The 23488-nt window shown below is 34.5% G+C and carries 19 protein-coding genes, 1 pseudogene and 1 riboswitch; of the genes and pseudogenes, 11 read left to right on the plus strand and 9 right to left on the minus strand.

The features are described 5' to 3' along the window. Positions 1-28 precede the first annotated feature (28 nt). Both ACIQ4I_RS20710 and ACIQ4I_RS14865 read left to right on the plus strand, forming a co-directional pair. On the plus strand, positions 29-421 hold the full coding sequence (locus ACIQ4I_RS20710; RefSeq protein WP_483880688.1) for a hypothetical protein: 393 nt from the start codon (positions 29-31) through the stop codon (positions 419-421). A 307-nt stretch (positions 422-728) separates the two neighbouring features. Continuing rightward, entirely contained in the window at positions 729-2741 is a 2013-nt protein-coding gene (locus ACIQ4I_RS14865; protein ID WP_403097278.1) for an EAL domain-containing protein, read from the plus strand. Between the two features lie 112 nt (positions 2742-2853). Here the strand turns inward: ACIQ4I_RS14865 and ACIQ4I_RS14870 are convergent, their stop codons facing one another. Together ACIQ4I_RS14870 and ACIQ4I_RS14875 are read right to left on the minus strand one after the other, a co-directional pair. Beyond that, positions 2854-3318 (minus strand): threonine/serine exporter family protein, encoded by a 465-nt coding sequence (locus tag ACIQ4I_RS14870; RefSeq protein ID WP_403097281.1) that lies wholly within the window; start codon positions 3316-3318, stop codon positions 2854-2856. Positions 3319-3328: 10 nt separating this feature from the next. Continuing rightward, positions 3329-4078 carry a threonine/serine exporter family protein gene (locus ACIQ4I_RS14875; RefSeq protein WP_403097282.1) on the minus strand — a complete coding sequence of 250 codons (750 nt, stop codon included), beginning with the start codon at positions 4076-4078 and terminating at the stop codon, positions 3329-3331. Positions 4079-4217: 139 nt separating this feature from the next. Here ACIQ4I_RS14875 and ACIQ4I_RS14880 point away from each other — a divergent pair, with 139 nt between their 5' ends. Next, positions 4218-5606, plus strand: a complete 1389-nt coding sequence (locus tag ACIQ4I_RS14880) for a polysaccharide deacetylase family protein (protein WP_403097284.1) — start codon at positions 4218-4220, stop codon at positions 5604-5606. Positions 5607-5770: 164 nt separating this feature from the next. Here the strand turns inward: ACIQ4I_RS14880 and ACIQ4I_RS14885 are convergent, their stop codons facing one another. Together ACIQ4I_RS14885 and ACIQ4I_RS14890 are read right to left on the minus strand one after the other, a co-directional pair. Continuing rightward, a complete protein-coding gene (locus ACIQ4I_RS14885; RefSeq protein WP_403097286.1) occupies positions 5771-6943 on the minus strand; it encodes a saccharopine dehydrogenase family protein in 1173 nt (390 codons plus the stop codon). A 72-nt stretch (positions 6944-7015) separates the two neighbouring features. Continuing rightward, positions 7016-7663, minus strand: a pseudogene (locus tag ACIQ4I_RS14890) (aldehyde dehydrogenase family protein); the annotation flags it as partial. Positions 7664-7930: 267 nt separating this feature from the next. Here ACIQ4I_RS14890 and ACIQ4I_RS14895 point away from each other — a divergent pair. Both ACIQ4I_RS14895 and ACIQ4I_RS14900 read left to right on the plus strand, forming a co-directional pair. Then, positions 7931-8725 (plus strand): TIGR00266 family protein, encoded by a 795-nt coding sequence (locus tag ACIQ4I_RS14895; RefSeq protein WP_403097288.1) that lies wholly within the window; start codon positions 7931-7933, stop codon positions 8723-8725. Positions 8726-9347: 622 nt separating this feature from the next. Further along, complete coding sequence (locus ACIQ4I_RS14900) at positions 9348-9470, plus strand: hypothetical protein (protein ID WP_403097290.1); 123 nt, start codon at positions 9348-9350, stop codon at positions 9468-9470. A gap of 229 nt (positions 9471-9699) precedes the next feature. On the opposite strand, the gene ACIQ4I_RS14905 is transcribed toward ACIQ4I_RS14900, so the two are convergent. The 4 genes from ACIQ4I_RS14905 to ACIQ4I_RS14920 all read right to left on the minus strand — a co-directional run bounded on the left by ACIQ4I_RS14905 (position 9700) and on the right by ACIQ4I_RS14920 (position 15866). Then, positions 9700-10740, minus strand: coding sequence for a ribonucleotide-diphosphate reductase subunit beta (locus tag ACIQ4I_RS14905; protein WP_403097292.1), 1041 nt, complete (start codon positions 10738-10740; stop codon positions 9700-9702). A gap of 16 nt (positions 10741-10756) precedes the next feature. After that, complete coding sequence (locus ACIQ4I_RS14910) at positions 10757-12979, minus strand: ribonucleoside-diphosphate reductase subunit alpha (protein WP_403097294.1); 2223 nt, start codon at positions 12977-12979, stop codon at positions 10757-10759. Positions 12980-13145: 166 nt separating this feature from the next. Continuing rightward, positions 13146-13323: riboswitch (cobalamin riboswitch) on the minus strand. Between the two features lie 522 nt (positions 13324-13845). Continuing rightward, positions 13846-14673 carry an undecaprenyl-diphosphate phosphatase gene (locus tag ACIQ4I_RS14915; protein WP_403097295.1) on the minus strand — a complete coding sequence of 276 codons (828 nt, stop codon included), beginning with the start codon at positions 14671-14673 and terminating at the stop codon, positions 13846-13848. Positions 14674-14774: 101 nt separating this feature from the next. Next, a complete protein-coding gene (locus tag ACIQ4I_RS14920; protein ID WP_403097297.1) occupies positions 14775-15866 on the minus strand; it encodes a metallophosphoesterase in 1092 nt (363 codons plus the stop codon). 195 nt (positions 15867-16061) lie between these two features. Between ACIQ4I_RS14920 and ACIQ4I_RS14925 the strand changes: the two genes are divergently transcribed. The 6 genes from ACIQ4I_RS14925 to ACIQ4I_RS14950 all read left to right on the plus strand — a co-directional run bounded on the left by ACIQ4I_RS14925 (position 16062) and on the right by ACIQ4I_RS14950 (position 21121). Further along, positions 16062-16418, plus strand: coding sequence for a lmo0954 family membrane protein (locus ACIQ4I_RS14925; RefSeq protein WP_403097300.1), 357 nt, complete (start codon positions 16062-16064; stop codon positions 16416-16418). A 15-nt stretch (positions 16419-16433) separates the two neighbouring features. After that, complete coding sequence (locus ACIQ4I_RS14930) at positions 16434-17090, plus strand: PspA/IM30 family protein (protein WP_403097302.1); 657 nt, start codon at positions 16434-16436, stop codon at positions 17088-17090. Positions 17091-17303: 213 nt separating this feature from the next. After that, positions 17304-17999 carry a cell wall-active antibiotics response protein LiaF gene (gene liaF / locus ACIQ4I_RS14935; protein ID WP_403097304.1) on the plus strand — a complete coding sequence of 232 codons (696 nt, stop codon included), beginning with the start codon at positions 17304-17306 and terminating at the stop codon, positions 17997-17999. Then, a complete protein-coding gene (locus ACIQ4I_RS14940; protein WP_403097307.1) occupies positions 17996-19045 on the plus strand; it encodes a sensor histidine kinase in 1050 nt (349 codons plus the stop codon). Before liaF ends, ACIQ4I_RS14940 begins: the two co-directional genes overlap by 4 nt. After that, the gene (locus tag ACIQ4I_RS14945) at positions 19023-19658 is read left to right on the plus strand and encodes a response regulator (protein WP_403097310.1); all 636 of its coding nucleotides are present in this window, start codon (positions 19023-19025) and stop codon (positions 19656-19658) included. The genes ACIQ4I_RS14940 and ACIQ4I_RS14945 overlap by 23 nt, the downstream gene beginning before the upstream one ends. A 167-nt stretch (positions 19659-19825) precedes the next feature. Beyond that, positions 19826-21121, plus strand: coding sequence for a helix-turn-helix domain-containing protein (locus ACIQ4I_RS14950; protein WP_403097312.1), 1296 nt, complete (start codon positions 19826-19828; stop codon positions 21119-21121). Positions 21122-21174: 53 nt separating this feature from the next. Here the strand turns inward: ACIQ4I_RS14950 and ACIQ4I_RS14955 are convergent, their stop codons facing one another. After that, positions 21175-23376, minus strand: a complete 2202-nt coding sequence (locus ACIQ4I_RS14955) for a sensor histidine kinase (protein ID WP_403097315.1) — start codon at positions 23374-23376, stop codon at positions 21175-21177. Positions 23377-23488 lie beyond the last annotated feature (112 nt).

The raw sequence follows: 23488 nt of genomic DNA on the forward strand, positions 1-23488 counted from the left end.
TACAGGTTATAAAAAAGATGTCTCATAAGTGAATTCCCCCAATTATAAGCCACCCCTAAAAGCTAAAGCGCATTTAAATGTTTTTTTATCGAAAGAGACATTAGTTAACAATAAAAACAAAACAACTAAAGTCCCTAACATCCCTAACACTTGGTACTTTGGTGGTAGTATCTTGTTTGTAAATGAAACAAACAGCACGACAAAGATTGATGCCAAAAACTGTAGCAGCGTTGCTAAGACCGCACTACTGGCGTTAATTGCTTCAACAAACGTATATTGGACACCCAACATGCCGACAACGCTAAATATGACAAGCTTTTTCCACCATATGAAGTGTTTCCCAATAAACGTAATATCATTTTTTGTTATAAGCAAAAATGATAACAATAATAATCCGGCAAAAAAACAATCGAATCGTTAACATGAATGATACTGTCAGGTCACTATTTGACAAAAGCCATTCCATCATGGGCCCAGTTGCACCTTAAAGCATTGCACCTGAGACGATCATTACAACTCCTTTTATTCTAGATGTTGTATTCTCCACTACTTTACCTCTTCCTGCGAATACATCTTACTGTATTTTCCAAAATTTTATTAGATTTTTATAATTTTATATACATTTATCCTAAATAAATAATTTTTACTTCATTATCTATTACTAATGACTTATTACTCACTATTTACTATAATAGTAAGTATAGTAATTTCAAGGAGACGTAGAACTCATGTATGACATTCAAACAATTTTTCAAACTGCTAATCCTATATTGAACCAAATGCCATATCCAATGATGATTTTAAATCCGGAGGGCATTGTTCTAGCTTGGAATCGTCAAGCTGAAAAGACATTCGGCTATTGCGCAGAAGACGTACTAGGGAAATTTATCCCGTTTATCGAAGAAGAAAGAACCTATTTTTATAAAGACTTATGGCAAAAAATTATTCATTCTGCAGATCCTTTGCACCTTGAATCAATAACTATCTCCACTAAAAAAGGTGAAATTGTCAATACGCCAATAACTTTAAAAGCATTTACTATTGATAATGACCGCTATATTTTCTGTCAATTTAACTTAGGATCAGAGGAACAACAAGACTTATTATCGTTTAATGAGTTTACAAGTATCCGAGATGGCTTAGAATCATCATTTATGATGCTGTCTATAGATCAAGAAGGTTTAATTTCATATGCAAATAATTTATTTTTAAAATATAGCAAATGGACACCAAAAAGAATAATTGGGAAAACCTTTTGGCAAATGTTCCCTCAAACTCCTGAAAGCTCTGTGGTAGCAGATGCGATTTGGAAATCTTTACAGAACGGTAGACAATGGAAAGGTGAAGCTGAAAAAATCACAAAAGATGGTCAATCCTATTGGGTAGACTTAACAGCGATTCCTATTTTCACCTCTGCAAAAAAGCCTTCCAATTTTATCTTGTTAGAAAACGATATTACTGATAAAAAAAGATTACAAAATCGACTTGAAAAAATTGCCTATATTGATCAAGAAACAGGTCTAATGAATCGCTATCGTTTAGAACAAATTGTCAATACAATGATTTCTGAAAATCATCATTTTACTTTTGTTTATTTTAGTATTGATAAATTCTATTCTTTAAAAGAACTATATGACGATCAAGCTGAACAAGTATTAATTCAAGAATTTACACAACGTATGAAAATGTATTTCCAAGACAGCTCGATGGCACGTGTAAGCATTGATGAATTTGTTGTGTTAACACCTCTTGGCGAATGGTTTATTCAAGGATTCCTTACATATTTAGAACAGCACCCAATATATATAAACAATTCTACTTTACCTCTTTCCATTAGTGGAGGTATTACAAAGTATCCAGATGATCAAATTTCATTTACTCATCTAATGAAAGCTTCGTATGCTGCAATTCAAAAAGTACAATCTGAAGGTGGCGGCAGTATCTCAAGCCTAACGAAAGCAGACCATAAAGCATTGCATAAAAAGTCTGTTATCGAAAAACGTCTTCTTGTAGCATTAGACAAAAAAGATTTAAAAGTCTTGTATCAACCGCAGTTGGATTTAATAACAGGAAAGATTACAACAGTAGAAGCTTTAGTTCGTTGGGAAGATGAAGAAATTGGTACAGTTTCACCAGAGGTATTAATTCCTATCGCTGAAGAAACGGGATTAATTAATGATATTGGTTCCTTTATGTTAGAACAAGCATGTTTACAAGCGGCCGCATGGCATAGAAAAGGAATAGATTTAAAAGTAAGCATTAACTCATCTGTACGTGAGTTCCGTGATAAAAATATGGTTAAACAAGTACGCCGAATACTTGAAGACACTGATTGTCCAGCTGAATTGATTCAAATTGAAATAACAGAAAAATTTGCATTAGAAGCAGAAGCAGAAACTTCCATCATACAACAAATGAAACAATTGCAAAATGAGGGAATTGTATTTGCACTTGATGACTTTGGAACAGGCTATGCTTCATTCCGTTATATGCAACTATTGCCATTATCTCAAATCAAAATTGACCAAACATTTATTTCAACTATTCAATATCAACCTAAAAGTCAAATGCTGATCCAAGGTATGATTCAATTTGGGAAATCAATTAATATGAGTGTATTGGCTGAAGGTGTTGAAACACAGGAACAACAAGATATCCTAACAGAATTTGGATGCGATGCTATCCAAGGTTACCATATAAGTCGCCCAATTGAAGCAAAAGAAGTTGAAAAACTATTATAAAGTGAAAATCCACTCATAGTTTTTTCTTCACACACTCAGAACTTTCAATAATAATATACAAAAAAGCGATTGAATCCAATTTTATATGAATTCAATCGCTTTTGTATGATTTTTATGAAGACATCTTTGATAAATTTGCTTTTCTCTTACGAATTTCATTAAAGATCAGTTGCATAAATACCTCAGCAAATACCAGCCCCATTACAATTGCACCCGCAATAATAAATACTCTTGCTCCATATTGAATACTTTTAACGTAATCATTTTCTACAATAGTACGCATTGCATTATAAGCTAGACCACCAGGAACTAAAGGAATAATACCAGCAACACTAAACACAATCATTGGTGTCTTAAATTGTCGAGCAAGAACATGGGCCACAATTGAGATTATGAACGCTCCAGCGAATGTGGCAAAAACTGCATCTACACCCTTTTGTATAAAAGCATAATAGATGAGCCAACCAGTCATACCAACTAAGCCACAATGGAATAATAACCTTTTTGGTGCATTAAATATAACGCCAAACCCTGCAGTCCCTATAAAACTAAGAATACCTTGAACAAACCAATCCATAAAATTCCTCCTAAAAAGACAGTGCTAGAGCTATACCAGCGCCAATTGCAAAAGCTGTAAGAAGTGCTTCCATTCCTTTTGCAACACCAGATACAAAATGTCCTGCCATTAAATCACGTACAGCATTTGCAATCGGTAGCCCGGGTACTAATGGCATCACCGAACCAATAACAATCTTATCAAGTTGATATCCCCATCCGATTTTATAAAATAAAACCGATAGTAACCCCACAAATAAAGAACCTGTAAACTCAGCAAAAAACTTTACCTTCGTTAAAGAATGCATTGCTAAGAAGATTAGATAGCCAACTCCCCCAGTAATTACTGCGAATGGGACATCAATCCATGTGCCTTTAAATAGGATTAAAAAACAACCACTCGCAATTGCTGAGGCCACAACCTGAACCCAGATAGGAAAAAACAAATTTGTACGCTCAATCTTTAATAACTCTTCATAAGCCTCTTCAAGTGTAATCACACCAGCAGTTAACTTTCTAGAAACTGAATTAATAAGCGCAATCTTTTCTAAGTCTGTTGTACGACTCGAAATTTGTGCAATTCTTGTGGGACGTTTATGTCCTGCAGAAAATATTATACCAGTAGGTGTCACAAAACTTTGGGCATTCGTTAGTCCTTGTGAGTTTGCCATTCTCAGCATCGTATCCTCTGCACGATACGTTTCCGCTCCACTTTGGATGAGCATACGTCCTGCGAGAAGAAAACAATCAATAGCTAATTCTTCTTGTGTTATTTCAATCATTTTTCCGCTCACCTCATGCATAGATTTATCTTTTCTTAAAATAATTTAACAAAATGTAATATTTTTAAAACTTTTTACTCTTTTTCCATGTCTAATAAGTTAGAATGGAATCATCAAGTATAAAGGAGGCAGTTGGGAAGTGACTACTATTCATCCAAAGAAGAAACCACATTGGGTTTACCTTCTATTAATAGGTGCCATCCTGACACTAACCGGTTTAACACTTTTTTTAGTTACTACACGAGATGGAACGGCTTCTTCAAACAATTCTGACAACATCGCATTAGCTGCTTCATCAGACATTGTGAAGGAAAAGTCAAAATACGATGGTATATATATTGTGACAGAGAAATCAACCAATAAAAATGCACCTTATACTATCCAATATCCCAAAACAACTAGTAAAGTATTCAATCAATCAGTAACAGATACCATACATAAAGTTCGCGATCAATATTTAAAAGATATGGAAAAATCACTTCATAATGATGACACTTTAGTTGGCAGTCTTAACATCACCTATAAAACTGTCGTACATAAAAAAAACTACTACTCATTTGTTTTAACACAAACTATATACACAGGTATAGGTCCTAAACAAAAAAATGTAAAAACTTTTATGTATGATAAGAAAAATAATAAGCAAATTTTACTTCAAGATGTTATTCAATCTCAAAAAAATCTTACTACTCTATCAGAAGCAGTGAAAAAACAAATGAGTAATGATCCAGATTTGAAAAAGTTATCAACTACTTCTGCCGTTAAAGAAAATTTAAAGCCTGTTTGGGTGAACTTTGAAGATTATTCTCTTACTGACAAAACATATACTGTTTACTTCGATGGCAGTAAACTATCCAAAGATAGTACACAAATAAAGAAGATTAATGTTCCTTTATCATCTATTAATAGTATACTGGCAAAGCCGTTTAAAGTAGAAGTGAGAAAGCCAATTAAGAAAAAATCCAATAAATTAGTAGCCTTAACATTTGATGACGGTCCTAGTGACGCTGTTACACCAAAAGTTTTAAAAATCTTGAAAAAGCACAATATTAAAGCAACATTCTTTATGGTTGGCTCTCAAGTTAACGCAAATCCTAAGATGGCAAAGCAAGTTCAAGAGGCAGGTCATGAAATCGGAAATCATACGTATTCACACCCTAATTTAAAGAATCTAACAAATACACAAATTAAGAGCCAGTTAACAAGAACAAGTGCAGCTATAAAGAAAGCAACTGGTCATAATCCTACTCTCTTTAGACCACCATATGGGTCTTTTGACAACAGAGTTCGCGCTCAAACGAAATTGCCCGTCATTTTATGGAGTGTAGATACAAGGGATTGGGAACATCATAATTCGCAAAAGTTATTGGAATATGTTAAAAAGGAAACTTATCCAGGAGCTGTTATTTTAATGCACGATATCCATATGCCTACTGCAGATGGGCTCGATGCAGTCATTACTTATCTTGAAAAACAGGGTTATTCATTTGTAACTGTTTCAGAATTAAACGAAACTAAAAAGAAATAATGCTAAAGGGGTATCCTAAAAGTTCAACTTGAACATTTAGATACCCCTTTTTAATGCAACGTAATTTCTTGAATGCTCATTTAGTAAACTGTATAACTGTAAAGCGACGGATTAATTGCGATATTACTTATTCTCAATTATTAAGCATTTGCCAATTATCGCTCTTACCCCTTAACGATGTTAGTAGAGCGATGCTTTGTCTCTCTAATGACAACGCCGCGATGTTGCATTTCACGAATGTATTCCTCTCCTGGTACAATTTTTTCTGGAGGAAATACCCCTCTGTCAGTAATAGTACCATCACCTATTAATTGAGCGACTACTGAAATGGTGTTCGCTGTTGCTAATGCCATGGCCGTTTCGTTATTATCTTGATCTCTATAGGTAACCATCTCATATTCATAAGTTACTGCTTCTTCATTACTTTCGCCACTTACTACAACACGTAGTAATACCACATCCTGCTTATCTCCAAGCTTAATTTTACTTTGCAATACTTCACGTAATACGTCACGAGCCTTAACCGTTGTTCCGTTAATGGTTACCTCTGTATCCTTACTTGTTAAACCTAAATCAACAAGTAGTTTAAATTTTTCTGCATGTCCAGTATAACGAACAGTTTTATATTCTAATGTTTGAACATTTGGGTAAGATTGCGCTAGTGTTGATAACCCGCCTGAAGTATGGAAGGCTTCTAATCCATTAAAACCTTTGAAGTAAAATGGTTCAATTTCAGATAATGACGGAATTTCGCATAACTTTCCATTTCGTACAACATGAGAAACGTCTGTATAATGATCGAAAACACCATCTAATGAAAAAACAACATTATATTCTAAAGGTGGCTCTTTTACGACTGGAATACCACCTACATAAATTTTAACGGATTTTACATGGTCTAATTTGGAAGAACCAAAACCAGCTAAGATATTAATCATACCTGGTGCAACACCTAAATCTGGTATAAGTGTAATGCCTTTCGCATTAGCTGCATTGTTTAGTTTTAATATTTCATCTGTTACTCCACCTATATGTCCCCCTAAATCAACTGAGTGAACCCCAACTTCAATTGCTGTACGTGCTACTTTTTCATTGAACTTATAAAATAATGCATTGACCACAACATTTGCTTTAGACATCACTACTTTAAGTTGCTGGTCATTTGTTGCATCTAATTGTAGTACCTCAATTTTGTCCGTTTGAAGTGTATCTGCAAATTGCTGTGCTTGTGCTACATTTAAATCTGCCAAGTAAACTTTTTCAACATTATGGTTTTTCACTAAATCTCGAGCAACTTCTTTTCCCATTAAACCAGCACCTAATACTGCAATTTTCATACTGTACTCCCCCTCATGTGATTATTATTCTGTATCGATTTGGCGAGTTGTAATTTACCACTATAATCGATGTGAAGCAATTCCGGAATCCCTGTGACCATTACCAGTTCCTTTTGTTCCGCCAAAGGGCAGCTATACCTGCATTTACATAAACAATCCCCGTATCTAAATCGCGTGTGCTTAGAAAGCTTTATTGATATCCTTTGTAAAAATAGAGCTGGAAAGGCCATATTGAACACTATTGTTGACGGCAATCGCTTCCTCTAGACTAGTTACAGAAATAAGTGATACGACAGGTCCGAAGATTTCCTCTTGAGCAATACGTACATCTGTGAACAATGTTGATTCGTAAAAATAACCTTGATTAAATGGAGATTCTTTTAAAATTTTGCCTCCAGTAAGTAGTTTTGTTCCCTCTTGTTGACCTATTTCTACATAACTATTAATCTTGTATAATGTCGCATTATTAATGACTAGACCAATTTTTATAGATTCATCGAGACCGTCCACAATTGTTAATTACTCCATTGCTTCTAGTTGGCGCTGTTCCAATTCTTCTTTAATATCTTTATGCACAATAACATGACTACATGCTGTACAAAGCAGCCCTGTTGTACCAAATGAACTAAATAAAAAACCTTCTACTGCAAGATCTAAATCTGCATCATCCATAACAATAACAGCATTTTTGCCCCCCATCTCAAGAGATACTTTCTTCAAATCACCTACATACTTCTCATTCTCTAATGTCTGAAATTGCCCCCAAAATAATGTTGTAGTTGGATACTCATGTATATCCCCCTCACTTAATGCATTAAATTGCTCTATTAACTAATAATATTTCTACATGAAGCAAAAATACCCTTCATTTTCCTTAGGATATTTTTTACTCATTATTCATAAATTAATAAAACTTGAAACTTTTCTATTTTACTAATCGTATTTATACTTATACTGAACAGATTATACGATTCGGAGGAAAATAATATGAATAATCATGAGATTGATTACAAATTACATGGCGATGATATGCAATTTGTCGAGGTAGAATTGGATCCAAACGAAACTGTCGTTGCTGAAGCAGGCTCACTGATGATGATGGAAGACGGTATTCGTATGGAAACTGTATTCGGGGATGGTTCACAAAGCGGCGGTAGTGGCTTTATGGGTAAGTTAATGGGCGCTGGTAAACGTTTAATCACAGGTGAAAGTATATTTATCACAACATTCACAAATGAAGGTATGGGGAAAAAACATGTTTCTTTCGCAGCACCTTATCCAGGGAAAATCATCCCTATGGATCTAAGTGTATTTGACGGCAAAATTATCTGTCAAAAAGATTCCTTTCTTGCAGCTGCAAAAGGGGTTTCAATCGGTGTCGAATTCCAGAGAAAATTAGGTACTGGTTTCTTCGGTGGTGAAGGTTTCATCATGCAGAAATTAGAAGGCGATGGTATGGCATTTATTCATGCTGGCGGTACAATTGTCCGAAAAGATCTACAACCTGGAGAAAAACTTCGCGTTGATACAGGATGCCTTGTTGCAATGACTGGTTCAGTCGATTACAACATTGAAGCTGTTGGAGGCGTTAAAACAGCACTATTCGGTGGTGAAGGCTTATTCTTCGCAACACTTAGTGGACCAGGTACTGTATGGATTCAATCCCTTCCATTTAGCCGTTTAGCAAGCAGAGTATTCGCAGCAGCCCCAGGAACTATAGGAGGTTCATCAGCAGACGAAAAAGGCATTGGAGGGCTATTTAACATTTTCAGTGATAACTAATTTAAATGCGGTCGCCCTTTCCCTCGTCTGAGGAGGGTTATCTGTATTGTTATTGAAGGAGTTGTCCTAAAAGGATAACTCCTTTTAATAATGGACTAAAATTAATGATATGAATAAGATATTTGAATCAAAAGGAATTCGCGACACTCCTGCGGTAAAGCGCGCCAGATGAAGACCCCTCAGCCCAATATTAAACGGGCAAGAAGGATCTCCGGTTCACCCGTGGAAAGGAAGCGAATTCTTTTTGTTACCACGAAATTACAACCTTTTTCTTTCCATATATTAAAACATGGACTTTTTAGATAACCTCTTTTTTAACAATGCGGAGAGTTACTCGTAAGTAGATATGTTAATCCACAAATAAAGTACGCTATTCACGAAAATTAAATTCCAATCCATGAGATAAACTCCCCAATCCATAAAAAGTAAAATTGTATCGAACTCAAGTATATTAAGTCTCAATATAAAAGGCATTCCTCCATTCAAACAATACTTCTACTTTTTCAATTCATACATTTTTATCCTTACCCAAAATTAGTTCTACAGAATTAATCTTTGCTTATATGGGTAATCTGTATGTTAAGAAATCGTTAGAAATAACAGGTTAAAGGGAGGCTTATTCATGGAAGGTAAAAAACAACCAGAAGCAAACTTAAAAGGGACTTTCTTTTTTGTTATGGGCGTTGGGATTTTCATTGTAGCCGCTGGGGCTCTAATTTTAAACTTATACCTTGATCGTTTTTAAGCAGAGAGAAAGAAACTAAATGCACCTATACAAATATGGAAAATATCAGCTTGCATTTGGTGGGGCTTCTCTTGTTCTATTTCTATTAATCACTGGAATCATGGCATTCCATACGGAAGCCACCCACCAAGCGTAATAAAAATGCCGTGTAGATCAAAAATATGATAAACACGGCATTTTCTCTATTGGCTAAATTTACATCTATTCATTGATTCGAAAACGATGTAAATTACAATTCATCAAACCCATTATCTTGAACATTCACTTTTACATATTGACGTGAGCGTTGTTCAAAGAAATCTGTTTTGCCTAGGTCGACATCTTCATAGGCTTTAATCCATTTCATTGGATTTTTGCGGTAGCCTTCAAAAGGTCGTTCATAACCCAGTTGCGTGCAACGAACATTGGCGTAAAAGTAAATATAATCCTCAATATCTTCAATATCTAAACCATCTATTTTATCGCCAATTACTTCTCTTCCCCATTCAATTTCAAGTTCTGCTGCTTCACGGAAGATCATTTCTACTTTTTCCGCACGTTCTGGCGTATCATACTCAGGGTATTCTTCCAACAATTCTTTATATATTTTGACGAATAAATCAACGTGCAATTGTTCATCACGATTAATGTAGTTGATCATTGTGCTCGTTGCAACCATTTTTTGATTGCGTGCTAAATGATAGAAGAAAGAGAATCCTGAGTAGAAGAATAAGCCTTCTAAAATAACATCATAAACAATTGAATCTAGCATATGTTCAACAGTTGGTTCTTCTGCAAATTGTTTATACCCTTTAATAACAAAATCATTGCGTTTTTCCAACACAGGTTCGGTACGCCAAAAATCAAATACTTCATCCTGTTCATCTTTTGAAACAAGACTTGATAGTATATAAGAATAAGAATGGTTATGAATCACTTCTTGTTGTGCCAAAATAATCATCAATGCATTAATGCTTGAATCTGTTAGATAATCGGCAATACGACCTGCATAATCTGTTTGAACACTATCAAGTAGTGCAAGTAAACCAATAATTTTCTTAAATGTTTGTTTCTCATCAGCTGTTAGCTGTGGAAATTGTTTACTATCATTGCTCATATTAATCTCAAAAGGTGTCCAGAAGTTACCTAGCATTTTTTTATATTTGGGATATGCCCAACTAAAACGAACATCATCCCAGTTTAATATATTAGAAGAACGACCATTAACGATTTTAGTCGAACGGTTTGGTGCTTCTTTATCCATTAATATACGTTTTTTTATTTCCGTCATTATTTATCTCCCCTAATTAGCTTGCACATGATTCACATTCTAGTAATTCAACGGATGTAGAACGGACATAATAAGTCGTCTTAATACCGCTGTTCCATGCATTTAGATGAAGTGCTAGTAACTCTTTTGCTTTAATTGTATTTTGCACGTAAAGATTTAATGATATCCCTTGGTCAATATGGCGTGCACGCGCTGCGTTTTGCTTGATTGTCCAGTTTTGGTCGATAAAGTATGCTGATTTGTAATACCATGTTGTTTTTTCGTTTAAATCCGGCACTGTAACTGGAATTTTATAATCCTTTTTCTCTTCAGAATAACTCTTTTGGAAGATTGGATCGATACTTGCCGTACTTCCTGCAATGATTGATGTTGTTGAGTTTGGTGCCACAGCCATTACATAGCCATTGCGCATTCCTTTTTCAGCAACCTCTTGTTGTAGGGCTGCCCATTTTTCGCCATGATAGCCACGGCTTTCGAAATAGCTACCTGTTTGCCAATCAGAACCTTCAAATAATGGATATACACCTTTTTCTTCTGCTAATTTCATAGAAGATTTAATCGTTAAGTACGCAATTTTTTCATATAATTCATCTGCAAATTTAACTGCTGCTTCCGACTCCCAAGCAATACCTGAAGTAGCAAGTAGATGATGCCAACCAAATGTACCAAGGCCAATTCCACGATAACGTGCATTCGTATGAGCCGCTTGTTTTACTGGGATTGCATTTAAATCAATCACATTATCAAGCATACGTACTTGAATTGGAATTAAGCGTTCTAATACATTTGCTGGTATTGCTCTACCCAAGTTAATAGAAGATAGATTACATACAACAAAATCTCCTGGTTTACGGCGAGTGACGATCATATCATTTTCAAGTTCTACTGACTCAAATTCTGTTGGTGACATATTTTGTGCGATTTCTGTACACAAATTAGATGAGTAAATCATGCCTTTATGTTTGTTTGGATTTTTACGGTTAACCTCATCACGATAGAACATAAATGGTACGCCTGTTTCTAACTGACTGCGCATAATTCTTTTCATAATATCAATTGCTGGTACGGCTTCACGTGACAATAAAGTATTTTGCACACATGCTAAGTAGTTTGCACGGAATGAACCTTCGCCGCGTTTTTCATCATAACAATCTTCTAATCCAAATCCCATAAGGGAACGTACTTCATAAGGGTCAAACAAATACCAATCATCACGATTTTCTACTGCTTCCATGAAAATATCTGGTAGACATACACCTGTGAAAATATCATGTGCACGCATGCGTTCATCACCATTATTTAATTTCAAATCAAGGAATGAAAAAATATCTTTATGCCAGACATCCAAGTAAACCGCAATCGCTCCTTGACGTTGTCCAAGCTGGTCTACCGATACGGCTGTATTATTTAATTGCTTGATCCATGGAATTACACCGCTAGATGCACCTTTAAATCCACGAATAGACGCACCACGGCTACGGACTTTACCCATATATACCCCAATACCACCACCAAATTTAGAAAGTGTCGCAACATCTGTATTGGAATCGTAAATACCTTGCAAACTATCATCTACTGTATCGATAAAGCAGCTTGATAATTGTCCGTGTGTCTTTCCGGCATTTGATAATGTAGGTGTTGCTGTTGTCATATACAGATTACTCATCGCCCAATAAGCTTCTTTTACTTTTTCAATACGATCTTCTTTTTCATTTTGCATTAACGTCATAGCAATGACCATCCAGCGTTCCTGTGGTAGTTCAATTGGCGTTTTATCAAAATCACGTGTCACATATCGATCTATTAATGTTTTTAGTCCTATATATGTAAAAAGTTCATCCCGTTTTGACTCTATTGTGAAGGCCAGTTGTTGTAGTTCGTCTTCTGAATAAGCTTCTACTAACACCGGATTATAGAGACCTTTTCCAACTAGTTTATGTACTTGTTCTGGAAATACTTTATAGACATCTTCTACAGTAACTTGTCGCTCAACAGCAGCTTTTTGATAGATTTCCATTAGTAATAGACGTGCAGCAGCAAATGTCCAATAGGGTTCGTTTTCATCTAGAAAGCTTAATGCATCTAATGCTAGTGCTCTAGTCCATTCTCCATCTGCCGCATCAGGATGTTTATGCACAAAACGTTCATGCTTACGTCGTAAAGGACTCATTTCCTCTTTGCCAAATTCAGCCTCTAATCGCTGCAATACTGTTTCTTTTTCATCTATTATTGTTACCATATCGTCGTCTCCTTTTTACACAAAATAAAAGCGACTGTTCGCCTTCATCGGCAGAACAGTCGCTCTAGTTGAAATGGAAACAAAATCACAGCAAAAAAATTCCACATAACAGTGAATGAATGTGCTGCAATTATTTGCCCCCACTTCTCAACCCCCGAAGAAAGTGTCGCAAAACGAAAATTTGGCAGGTCTACTGGCTTGTGTTTCATCCATTTTGTCATCCTTCCCAAGCATTGCTCAGTGGCTTTTTGACAAATGTCCACACCTACAGTTGCGGGGACAGCTTCGGCATTGAACCGAATTCCCTTTTACACCATTGCTGGTACCAATTATCGTCTTTATACTATATATTGTGTTTTTATAATATATATAATCTAACATATTGTGTTTGTCTTAGACAAGCAGAATTGCACAATTAAAGAAAAAGAACTACCAAGTGAACATATATTTTTGAATATACTAGATTCTTAATTATATTTGTTCTATATCAAATAGCTTTGTAGCATACCCAATAGCTGAGGAAAGCTGCCCTTCATAGGCATTTTTTTAAAGCGACTCCTATTGACAAGATTATTTCAATACCAATTTTTCTTTTTTATTGAATCTCTAATCTTCGTAATCTTTATTACTTAGAACATCTCCAGTTTTTGCATCGATTTTAATTGCGTATTGATATGTGTCATCTTTAACTTCTACATCATATACCGAAAATGGTTTGGCCCCACCCGCATAAAGTGTTCGCCCGCAGTGGAAATCAACGGGTTATATTTATCTATCTATATATTGTAAAAGAAAAAAGTCTGTAGACAAACTCGAAATTCTTCGAGTTTGTCTACAGACTAAAGAACCTTTAAGGCCCTTTTTTCTTACATAAATACGATAATAGCAAGTACGATTGCCAATACTATACGATAAATCGCAAATGGAACTAATTTTACTCTTGATACTAATTTTAAGAAGAACTTAATTGAAATAAGCGCAAAGACGAATGCACTGATAAAGCCAGTTACATAGAAGCCCATGTCGCCGAAATTAATTTGATCCCAGTGTTTAAGAAGTGATAAAAGACTTGCACCTGCCATAATTGGTACTGCCATGATAAACGTGAAATCTGATGCTGTACGGTGGTCTAAACCAAGTAATACCCCACCGGAAATAGTTGCACCAGAACGTGAAAAACCTGGCCATAATGATAAGCATTGAATTAGGCCGATTTTAAAGGCTTGTGCATAGGATAAATCATCTAATGAAGTAACTTTCGGTCTCTTTGGTCCAAATTTATCTGCTATAATCATAAATATTGCTCCAACGAACAGACTAAAGATAACGGGTTTAATACCAAATAAATGACTATCGATAAAATTCTCTAATAATACACCTAATACACCTGCAGGAATTACGCCAATAATAACATGTAATAAATTGAATCGATGATGTGGTTTTTGCCCTTCTATTTTATATAAACCAACAAGGCTCAGCATTCGTTTCCACATGACCACAACAACAGCTAGGATGGATCCTAACTGAATAACAATTTTAAATGTATTCGCAGAAGCTTCCCCTAAAAACTCTGGCGTTTTCAACCACATATCATCAACGATAATCATATGACCTGTAGATGAAACCGGAGCAAACTCTGTCATACCCTCTACAAAACCCAAAATAATGGATTTTAACAACTCTATAAAGTCCATAGTATCTCCTTATTCTCTTTTTTTGAATGATTCTAACATTCATTTCTAGTAAAACTATCATAACATAACAGAAGGAGAAGCTATCTTAAAGTTTCATTAAATTAATCTTTCAGCTCAACATCAATTACCCACATTTCACTTCTACTATTAGTGCGAATTGGAGGTCCCCAAAAACCGAAACCTGATGAAACAAGTATATGTGTTGTCTTTTTCAATAGATACCCATAATCAAGTTCAAACGTTTTTTTTGTAATCCATTGATTCGGCCACATTTGACCTAAATGGGTATGTCCAGAAAGGTGTACGTCTACCCCAAGCTCGACTGGCGTTTCTAAATCTGACGGGGTATGGTCCATAACAATCCAAGGTAAACGAGTATTCACCACAGTAGATAACTGTTGTAGAGACTTACGACTTTTATTTGTTTTGTCTTCTCTTCCTGTAACATAAAACGAATCCGCTATACAAATTGTTTCATCTTGTAAAATTTGTACCCCTGATTTTTTCATCTCATTTACAAAGGTAGGAATTGCTTTTCCGTAGTATTCATGGTTTCCTAACACACCATAAACACCATATGTAGCAGTTAATGTCTTCATGACTACATCCATGTCGTATGCTTTATACCAATATGGATGATCATCTACAATATCCCCTACTAGAAAAACAATATCGGGTTTTTCAGCATTCGAACGCGTAACAAATTTCTGTAAAAGATTTTTATTGGACAAGATACCGAGATGAAAATCAGAAGCAATAACCATTCTAAAATTTTGGATTGTCTGATGCTGTTTTTTTATTTGTATTGTTTTCCTATGAACAACTGGAGAATATGCCATATATGAACCAAATCCAATAATAGCTATAAATAAAAACAAGATAATATAACCTACCCACACTATATGAAATGACGGTACTAGCCATAACAAAAAGTTTGCAATTGGGAACAATAGAAGTCCGTACTCCATCAAAATCATCCAGTAACAACTAACTACTTTCGTTATTCGAAAACGTTCATTGAAATTACTAATGACAATACTATAAGCAAAGTACAACCATACAATTGAAAAAACAATTGGCATCTTCATATGAAAAGCTAATTCTAACCAATGATAAACATTCCATCCAAGATAATAGACAATTGCATTATATAAAACGAAAAATACGAAACCTACTATCATTCTTCTTTTCATTATTGACATACCTCTTTTCGAGCCGATATTAATTTCCTTGTAGACATTTTACAAATAAAACACCATTCACTTCAATTATAACCAGTCGTAGATGCTCTCAGTCTCCAGACCTAGATTAAAATCCACTTCCAGCCCGTTTGGACGAATCAAAATTCTGGGTATCATAAAGGTACAAACGAAGGGAGGAAATAACCAATGAAGAAATTTGGTTTATTAATCATCGGCGTAATCGCTGCCATTACGATTTTAAGTTCTTTAGGAGCTTTATTAGGTTTAGCTATTTCAGCAGCAATTTTATTTGCAGGTATTCACTACTATTTGAAAAGTAATTCTACTTTTTCAAAAGTTGTTTGGGCATTTGTTGCCATTACTGGATTATTAACATCTACTGCAAATATTCCAGGTTTTATCGGCTTAGCTGCAATTGCGATTTTATGGTTCATCGTCCGTAAATGGAATGGCTCAGAAGATTATAGCAACTCTTTCTTTGCTCCAAAAAAGGATGACCCATTCACAAATTTTGAAAATCAATGGAATGAACTAACAAAATAACAGGGGGTATCAACCATGGTCAACTTATTACAACGATTAAAATATACTATAGAGGCAGATCTTCATCATTTGTTCGATAAGAAAGAAGAAAAAAATCCAATAGCGATGTTAAATCAATATGTCCGCGAAGCAGAAAAACAAACAGAAGAAACAGGTAAATGGTTAGAAAGACAAGGCCAACTGAAACAAAAGCTTGAAAAAGAACTTGAAGAAACAATGGAAATGCATGACAAACGTTCAAAACAATTAGAACTTGCAAAATTAAGTGGTGAACAAGATTTAATTAGTTTTGCAGAACAAGAAATTCAAACATATACACAACGCAGTATTGTTTTAAGAGATAGTATCGATAAAACTACTGAAGAACTATTTGGTCTTGAACGTAAATATGAAGAAATGAAACACAAGATTAAAGATATGAAAGTCCGTCAATTGCAACTGATGGGAAAAGAAAATGTAGTTCGTGCACATAACCAAATGGATCACATCCTAAATCCCGAGTCTACTAGCAATAGTAATAAAAGACTTAATTCATTTGATGAAATGGAAAACTATATTGAACGTCTTGGTCAAAAAATCGACCGTGAGCATGAGGTAACTTCTATGGAAGAACGTCTAGCACTACTTGAAAAACAAGCAACAAAAAAAGAGAAGACAGAATTACTACAATAGCTAGACTTCCACAGGACTATCGTTATACTAAAAAAGAGAAGGATGTCCTTCTCTTTTTCGCATTTATTGTTTGGCTTTGTTATGGAGTTTAATTTTAATTGAGCGAAAAGAGACGACTACTATGGGAAAACAAACCAGACGAGACCCACAGCGAAAAATTAATATATCCATAATTTAGTAAAACAAAGCCTATTTTTTAGAAGGAGGCCACCAATGACTCATTTTTCAACAAACAAACTGACAACGCTTGTGATTTCTGCTTTTTTGCTTATTTTTATAGAATCTACATTCTTTGATAATGGCAGTTTCATGTTTGCGATTATGGGTGCTTTTTTCATATATATAAGCATACGTAAAAGACGGAAATGGCTTTTTTGGGTCGGCGTATTTTGTGTAGCGATTACACTCATGTCCATGTGGAGTTTACGAATTATCGTGGTAACTACTTTAATTTATGTGTTATGGCAAATGAAAAAAGGTGATCCGATTCAGATTTCATTTGCAAAGCCCGTATCTCAAAAAACAGTTGGTCACCCGATTAAAAACCATTTTTTTTCATTTCAAAGTACGCCATTACAATCTTATGAGTGGCAAGATGTGCATATTCAAAGTCTTGTAGGTGATTTGCATATTGATACTACCCAAACCGTATTACCAAAGGGAACTTCGCTTATTTCCATTCGCCAAGGATTTGGAAAAGTTCGGATTATTGTCCCTTACGAAGTACCTGTTCGTCTTCATTACAATACTTTTGTTGGTGATGCAAAATGTTTTGGAACGACTTTCCCACGCATTTGGCACGATACCCTTACACTTCGTGATGGTTATGAATATATTGAAGAAGGAAGTTCCGAACTAATTATTACCGTTTCAACATTTTTGGGAGATGTTGAGGTGATTCGCCAATGACCAAATTTTTGACTCGAGCGATTAGCTTTTTCTTCTTTGAAATGATCATTCTAACTACGATTTTCTTTATTCTATATGGTTCAAACTTAGCCAATTGGGAAATTCTATGGACGACCAATTATTGGAATTTACCAATCGTCATTTTATTCATTATCTTACTTTTCATTTTCAGCATTTGTATCTCTTCTTGGAGTTTGCTATTAGTACAGCAAAAAGAGCGTCAATTCGAGCAAGCTTTACAAAATGTCTTAAAAAATGACAATATTCCACATGAAACATTTGATGTAAATACTAGTTTACAAAAATCATTAAATGACACAAAAGAATTAATCAGTACTCAACGCAAAAGTCTGCAAAAACTAACGAATGATAAAGCGGTCAATCAAGACCAAATCATTCAAGAACGTATCATTCAGGAAAGGCAACGTCTAGCAAGAGAACTTCATGATTCTGTCTCACAACAACTATTCGCTGCTTCTATGTTGCTTTCAACAGTTAACGAAACAGCAGCTGAGGATTTACCTAATCATACGAAGAATACGCTCCTACAAACGGAACAAATCGTTCAACAAGCACAGCTGGAGATGCGAGCCCTTTTACTTCACCTTCGCCCCGTCGCATTAAAAAATAAATCATTGACACAAGGTCTGGAAGATCTATTAATTGAATTACAGCAAAAGGTATCCTTTAAAATTAAATATCGCTTAGAAGATGTACACCTGTCAAAAGGTGCTGAGGATCATTTATTCAGAATCGCTCAAGAAACATTATCCAATACATTAAGACACGCAAAAGCAACTGAACTAGAATTACTACTAGTTGAACGAAATAAACGCGTCATTTTCCGGGTACAAGATAATGGTGTTGGATTTAAAACAGTTGATGAAAAAGCAGGTTCCTATGGTTTATACAATATAGAAGAACGTGCAGTCGAAATAGGCGGAACATGTAAAATCGTATCTGTCCCATCACAAGGTACAGTTGTTGAAATACAAATTCCAGTAGAAAAGGAGATGTTAAAGAATGATTCGGATTCTATTAGCTGATGATCATGAAATGGTGCGTATTGGCGTTTCGGCCTACTTACAGGCACAATCTGATATGGAGGTTGTTGCAGAAGCAACAAATGGTAGGGAAGCTGTCGACCTAGCACTAGAACATCGCCCTGATATCATTTTAATGGACATGGTTATGCCAATTATGACCGGAGCTGAAGCAACAGCAGCGATTATCAAACAATGGCCAGAAGCTAAAATAATGATTGTTACAAGTTTTTTAGAGGATGACAAAGTATATCCTGCTTTAGAAGCTGGAGCAATCAGCTATCTACTAAAAACAACGAATGCTAAGCAAATTGCTGAAGCTATTCGTAGTACCTGTGATGGTCAACCTATTTTAGAACCAGAAGTAACAAATAAAATGATGCAGCGGATGCGCCACAAGGATAGACCACTTCATGAAGATTTAACAGAACGTGAACATGAAGTCCTTTTACTAATGGCTCAAGGAAAAACCAATCAAGACATTGCGGACGAACTATTTATCGCTTTAAAAACTGTCAAAACACATGTAAGTAATATTCTCTCCAAATTAGAAGTACAAGATCGTACACAAGCAGTCGTTTATGCATTTAATCATCAACTCGTTCCAATTAAATAGTATGGAGCCACTCAAAATGAGTGGTTTTTTCCAAATTATTTCCTTTTTATAATAAAAATTTCGCAAATTTGTAAATAGTTTGCGGAAAATGCACCTTTCTACCGATTTAAATTCCTTTAAAATCATGCAATAATTCTAAAAATAGTACAAAAGTTGAAAGGATTATTATGCAAAATATTGGGAATATTATAAAATCCGAACGCATTAAACAACATATAACTCAAAAAGCATTAGCCCAAGATATTTGTTCTACTTCTTATCTAAGTAAAATTGAAAGTGGCAAACAAATTCCACTAGATGAAGTAAAAAATGCACTTCTTAAACGACTAAGTATTAATTTAGACCATTACATAGACGTAGATGAAGATCAGTTTATGGAAGATAGCTATAAAGTCATTAAAAAAGTTCTTCTAAAAAATGATCCATCCCTAACGAAAGAAACAATAGAATATTATAAATCGATGAATCTAGAGTTTAGTAATGTAGAAAATTTCTATACATTTAACATAAGACTACTCCGGTTGTTCCTAATGACGGATGAACCTTTAGATAAAATCACTACCCTTCTAAATGCGTTGACTACTATGGAAGAGAATTTAAATGATCACCAAAAATTCTTCTATTACACTAATTGTTATTTGTATTGTTTGCGTTCTAATAAATACAAAACAGGATTATCTTTTCTCGAAAAAGCTGGGATATTAATGCCAAATATTCAGCTTACTAAATGGGAAAGAGCAGAGTATTATTTCATGTTAAGCTCGGTATATCATAAACTATACCGAACATTAAATGCGATTGAGTATGCACAACAAGCAATGAAACTCTATACAGAATTAGATTATCATCAACAAATGGTCAACTGTTATATAAGATTAGGCCTATCTCATATACAAAATGGTCATTATAATTGTGCACTCGAAATCTTCGACAATTGCTATAATGTGTGCAATAAATACAATTTAGAAGAAAATTACGGTATTATATTCCAAAATTTAGGATACATTTATGCTTTAGAAGGAGATTCCAGAGGAGCTATTTCATATTACAGAAAAAGTTTAGCTGTCAAAAAGGAGCCTATACGTATTCTTATTACGATCCATTCTATGGTCAAAGAATATTCAAAGTTAAATAATGCGACAAGCGTAGAGACATGGTGCAAAAAAGGATTACAGCTGATAGATGATCACCGTATTGAAGAAACGGCAAAAGAATTTGTTTATCATTTTAATATTTATAAAATAATTCATCACCTAAGTGATTTTGACGAGAGTTTTATTGCTAGCGCTATAAATTTTTTTCAACAAACACAAGATTACAAAAATGTTTATAAATATACTACTTTACTTGGCAATTTATTATGTGAACAAAATGAATATAAAAAAGCATCACACTATTTCCAGAGAGCAACCGAGGCAATGTATGCAATGCATAATATTAAAGTCTGGGAAGATTTATCTTAATATACTGAAAAAAAATAGCTATACCGAAATCCCGGTATAGCTATTTTTTTATTTTAAACGATAGGAACATTGACAGTTACTTTGAATAAATCTCCATCTACAGTAATATCCATTTTACCTTCATGTAAATCTACAATAGATTGTGAAATGGCTAAACCAAGTCCAGACCCGTCTGTATGGCGTGATGTATCTGCACGTTTAAAGCGTTCATATAACTCCTCTACATTTTGGTCTCCTAGCTCATATTTCGTGATGTTTTTAATCACAAACTGTGCTTGTTGCTCTACTTTATCCAATGAAATATAAACTCGCGTACCTTCTAAAGTGTATTTCAAAGCATTAATAATGAGATTATCCAACACACGCCACCATTTTTGTCCATCAACATATGCCATTAGTGGTTCGTCTGTTATATGAATACGGAAATCCATTGCAGCTTTTTCCATGTCTTCTTCATGTTCTCCAAGGGCTTGTTGCAACAGCTGGTTTAAATTCACTTTTTGCTTTTGTAATTCTATATTTCCGGAAGCCATTTTTGAAACTTCAAACAAATCCTCAATTAGCGTTTTTAATCGCTGAGATTTTTTATCTAAGATTGCTATATAGCTATTTCGTTCATCCTCGGTTAAATCGGGATTTTTCAATAAATCAGTATACGTAATAATTGAAGTAAGTGGTGTTCTTAAATCATGGCTTACATTTGTGATTAACTCTGTTTTTAGCCGCTCACTTTTCGCCTGCTCTGTTAAAGAAGTACTCACCCCTTCGCGTAAACGATTTAAATTAGTAGCATGTTTAGCAAAAACGGATTTACCTCGAACTTTAATCTCGCTGTTTAATCGTCCTTCTGCCATATCCTCTGTTTGCTTCATGATTTTATTTAAATAGCTCATACGACGTAAGAAAATAATCGTTGCAGGTAAAGCAATTGTAAAGAATAACACGATATAGACCGGCACCAATTCATATGCGGTCATTGCCCCGACAATCCCAACTCCTGCTAAAAAGACAATAACTAAAAGTGCAACAGATTGTAATCCAACGCTCATGTTTAAAAATAGATTTCCTAAATCCTGAGCAACATGTAGACTTAGGGATTTTTTATAAGCTCTTAACCGTTTTTCTTCCGTATTCATATCTTCTATCATTAGAAGTAATTGTGCCACCGCTAACCATACTAAAAGGTAAAGAATAGGAATAGCTACTACAAGTACTGCAATAAAAGAAAACATATTATAAATAAAGTTAGAGTGAGCAAGATGATCTGACAACACCATTAAGTCAATAATGACACCATATCCAGTGATGAATAAGCAAAATGCTCGTGCATCAATTGGCCATTTACGAATAGTGCGTAGTAAAGAATTTTCCTTGTTCACTTCAAATTTAAATGGTCTATTGAAAAATAATACTATAAGAGACACTAAACTTAAGATCCAAAAGATTACTAGTAATCTTTGGTGAAATTTAAAGTCCTTATATTCTTGATAAAAAACTGAATTTTGGAATGCTGTTTTGGATATTTGAATTTCACCTTCATATTGATGAGTTGTATTTTGAATATTATCTGATATATTAAATGAAATTCCATTATCTGTAGTTGTCATATCACTCACAGAAGTTTCATTAAGAGTAGAAGAATTGAAAGTGCTTTGCCTATCATATTCGTGAGTATAAACGGCTGTATCATTAAAGTTTCCTGCTGTGAATGTTGTGCCTGTTGTTAAATCAGTTAATTTATACGCAAAGTAATCATAGCTATTTAAAAAATCCTTCTTACGATTTTCTAAATCACTTACATACTTATCGATTTCTCTTTCTTTAATCTTGAAAATCTTTTCGCTAACATAATTATTATCTTCAAAGTTCTTTGTAATATCTTTAATCTTTTTGTCTCGTTCTGTGGTTAGGGCTTTCTCAACGGAAGTTGCTTTTGAGCTTCTTGCTTCATCAACTTTATCTTTATACTGGTCATTGATATTCGTAATTTGCTCACTTAAACTCCCATAATAATTTCTGTAATCATCTATTTCTTGATCTGTTACCTTTAATTTCTTTTTTGCTAAGGTAGCATTTAATGGATTTAATACAAATGAACCTAATTGATCAGTGAAATTTTGATACTCTGATTGAAAAGTATCTGACTCAAAAAAGTTTTTTGCTAAATATTGGTTCCCGTACTCTAGAAGGGTAAATGCTCCGATTAATATCATACAGATCAAGGAAAGTAAAACAGTGTTTTTAGATTTTTTCATATTACACTCCCCCAATCACACGTGTAAGCTGTGCAAATTTCCTAGCAAAACTAAAATCCATTAACTGAAAAATAAAGGTTAAACAGTAAAGTAAACTACTTGTGGCAATAAT

Source organism: Rummeliibacillus sp. NPDC094406 (genome assembly GCF_044763875.1).
Lineage (GTDB): Bacteria > Bacillota > Bacilli > Bacillales_A > Planococcaceae > Rummeliibacillus.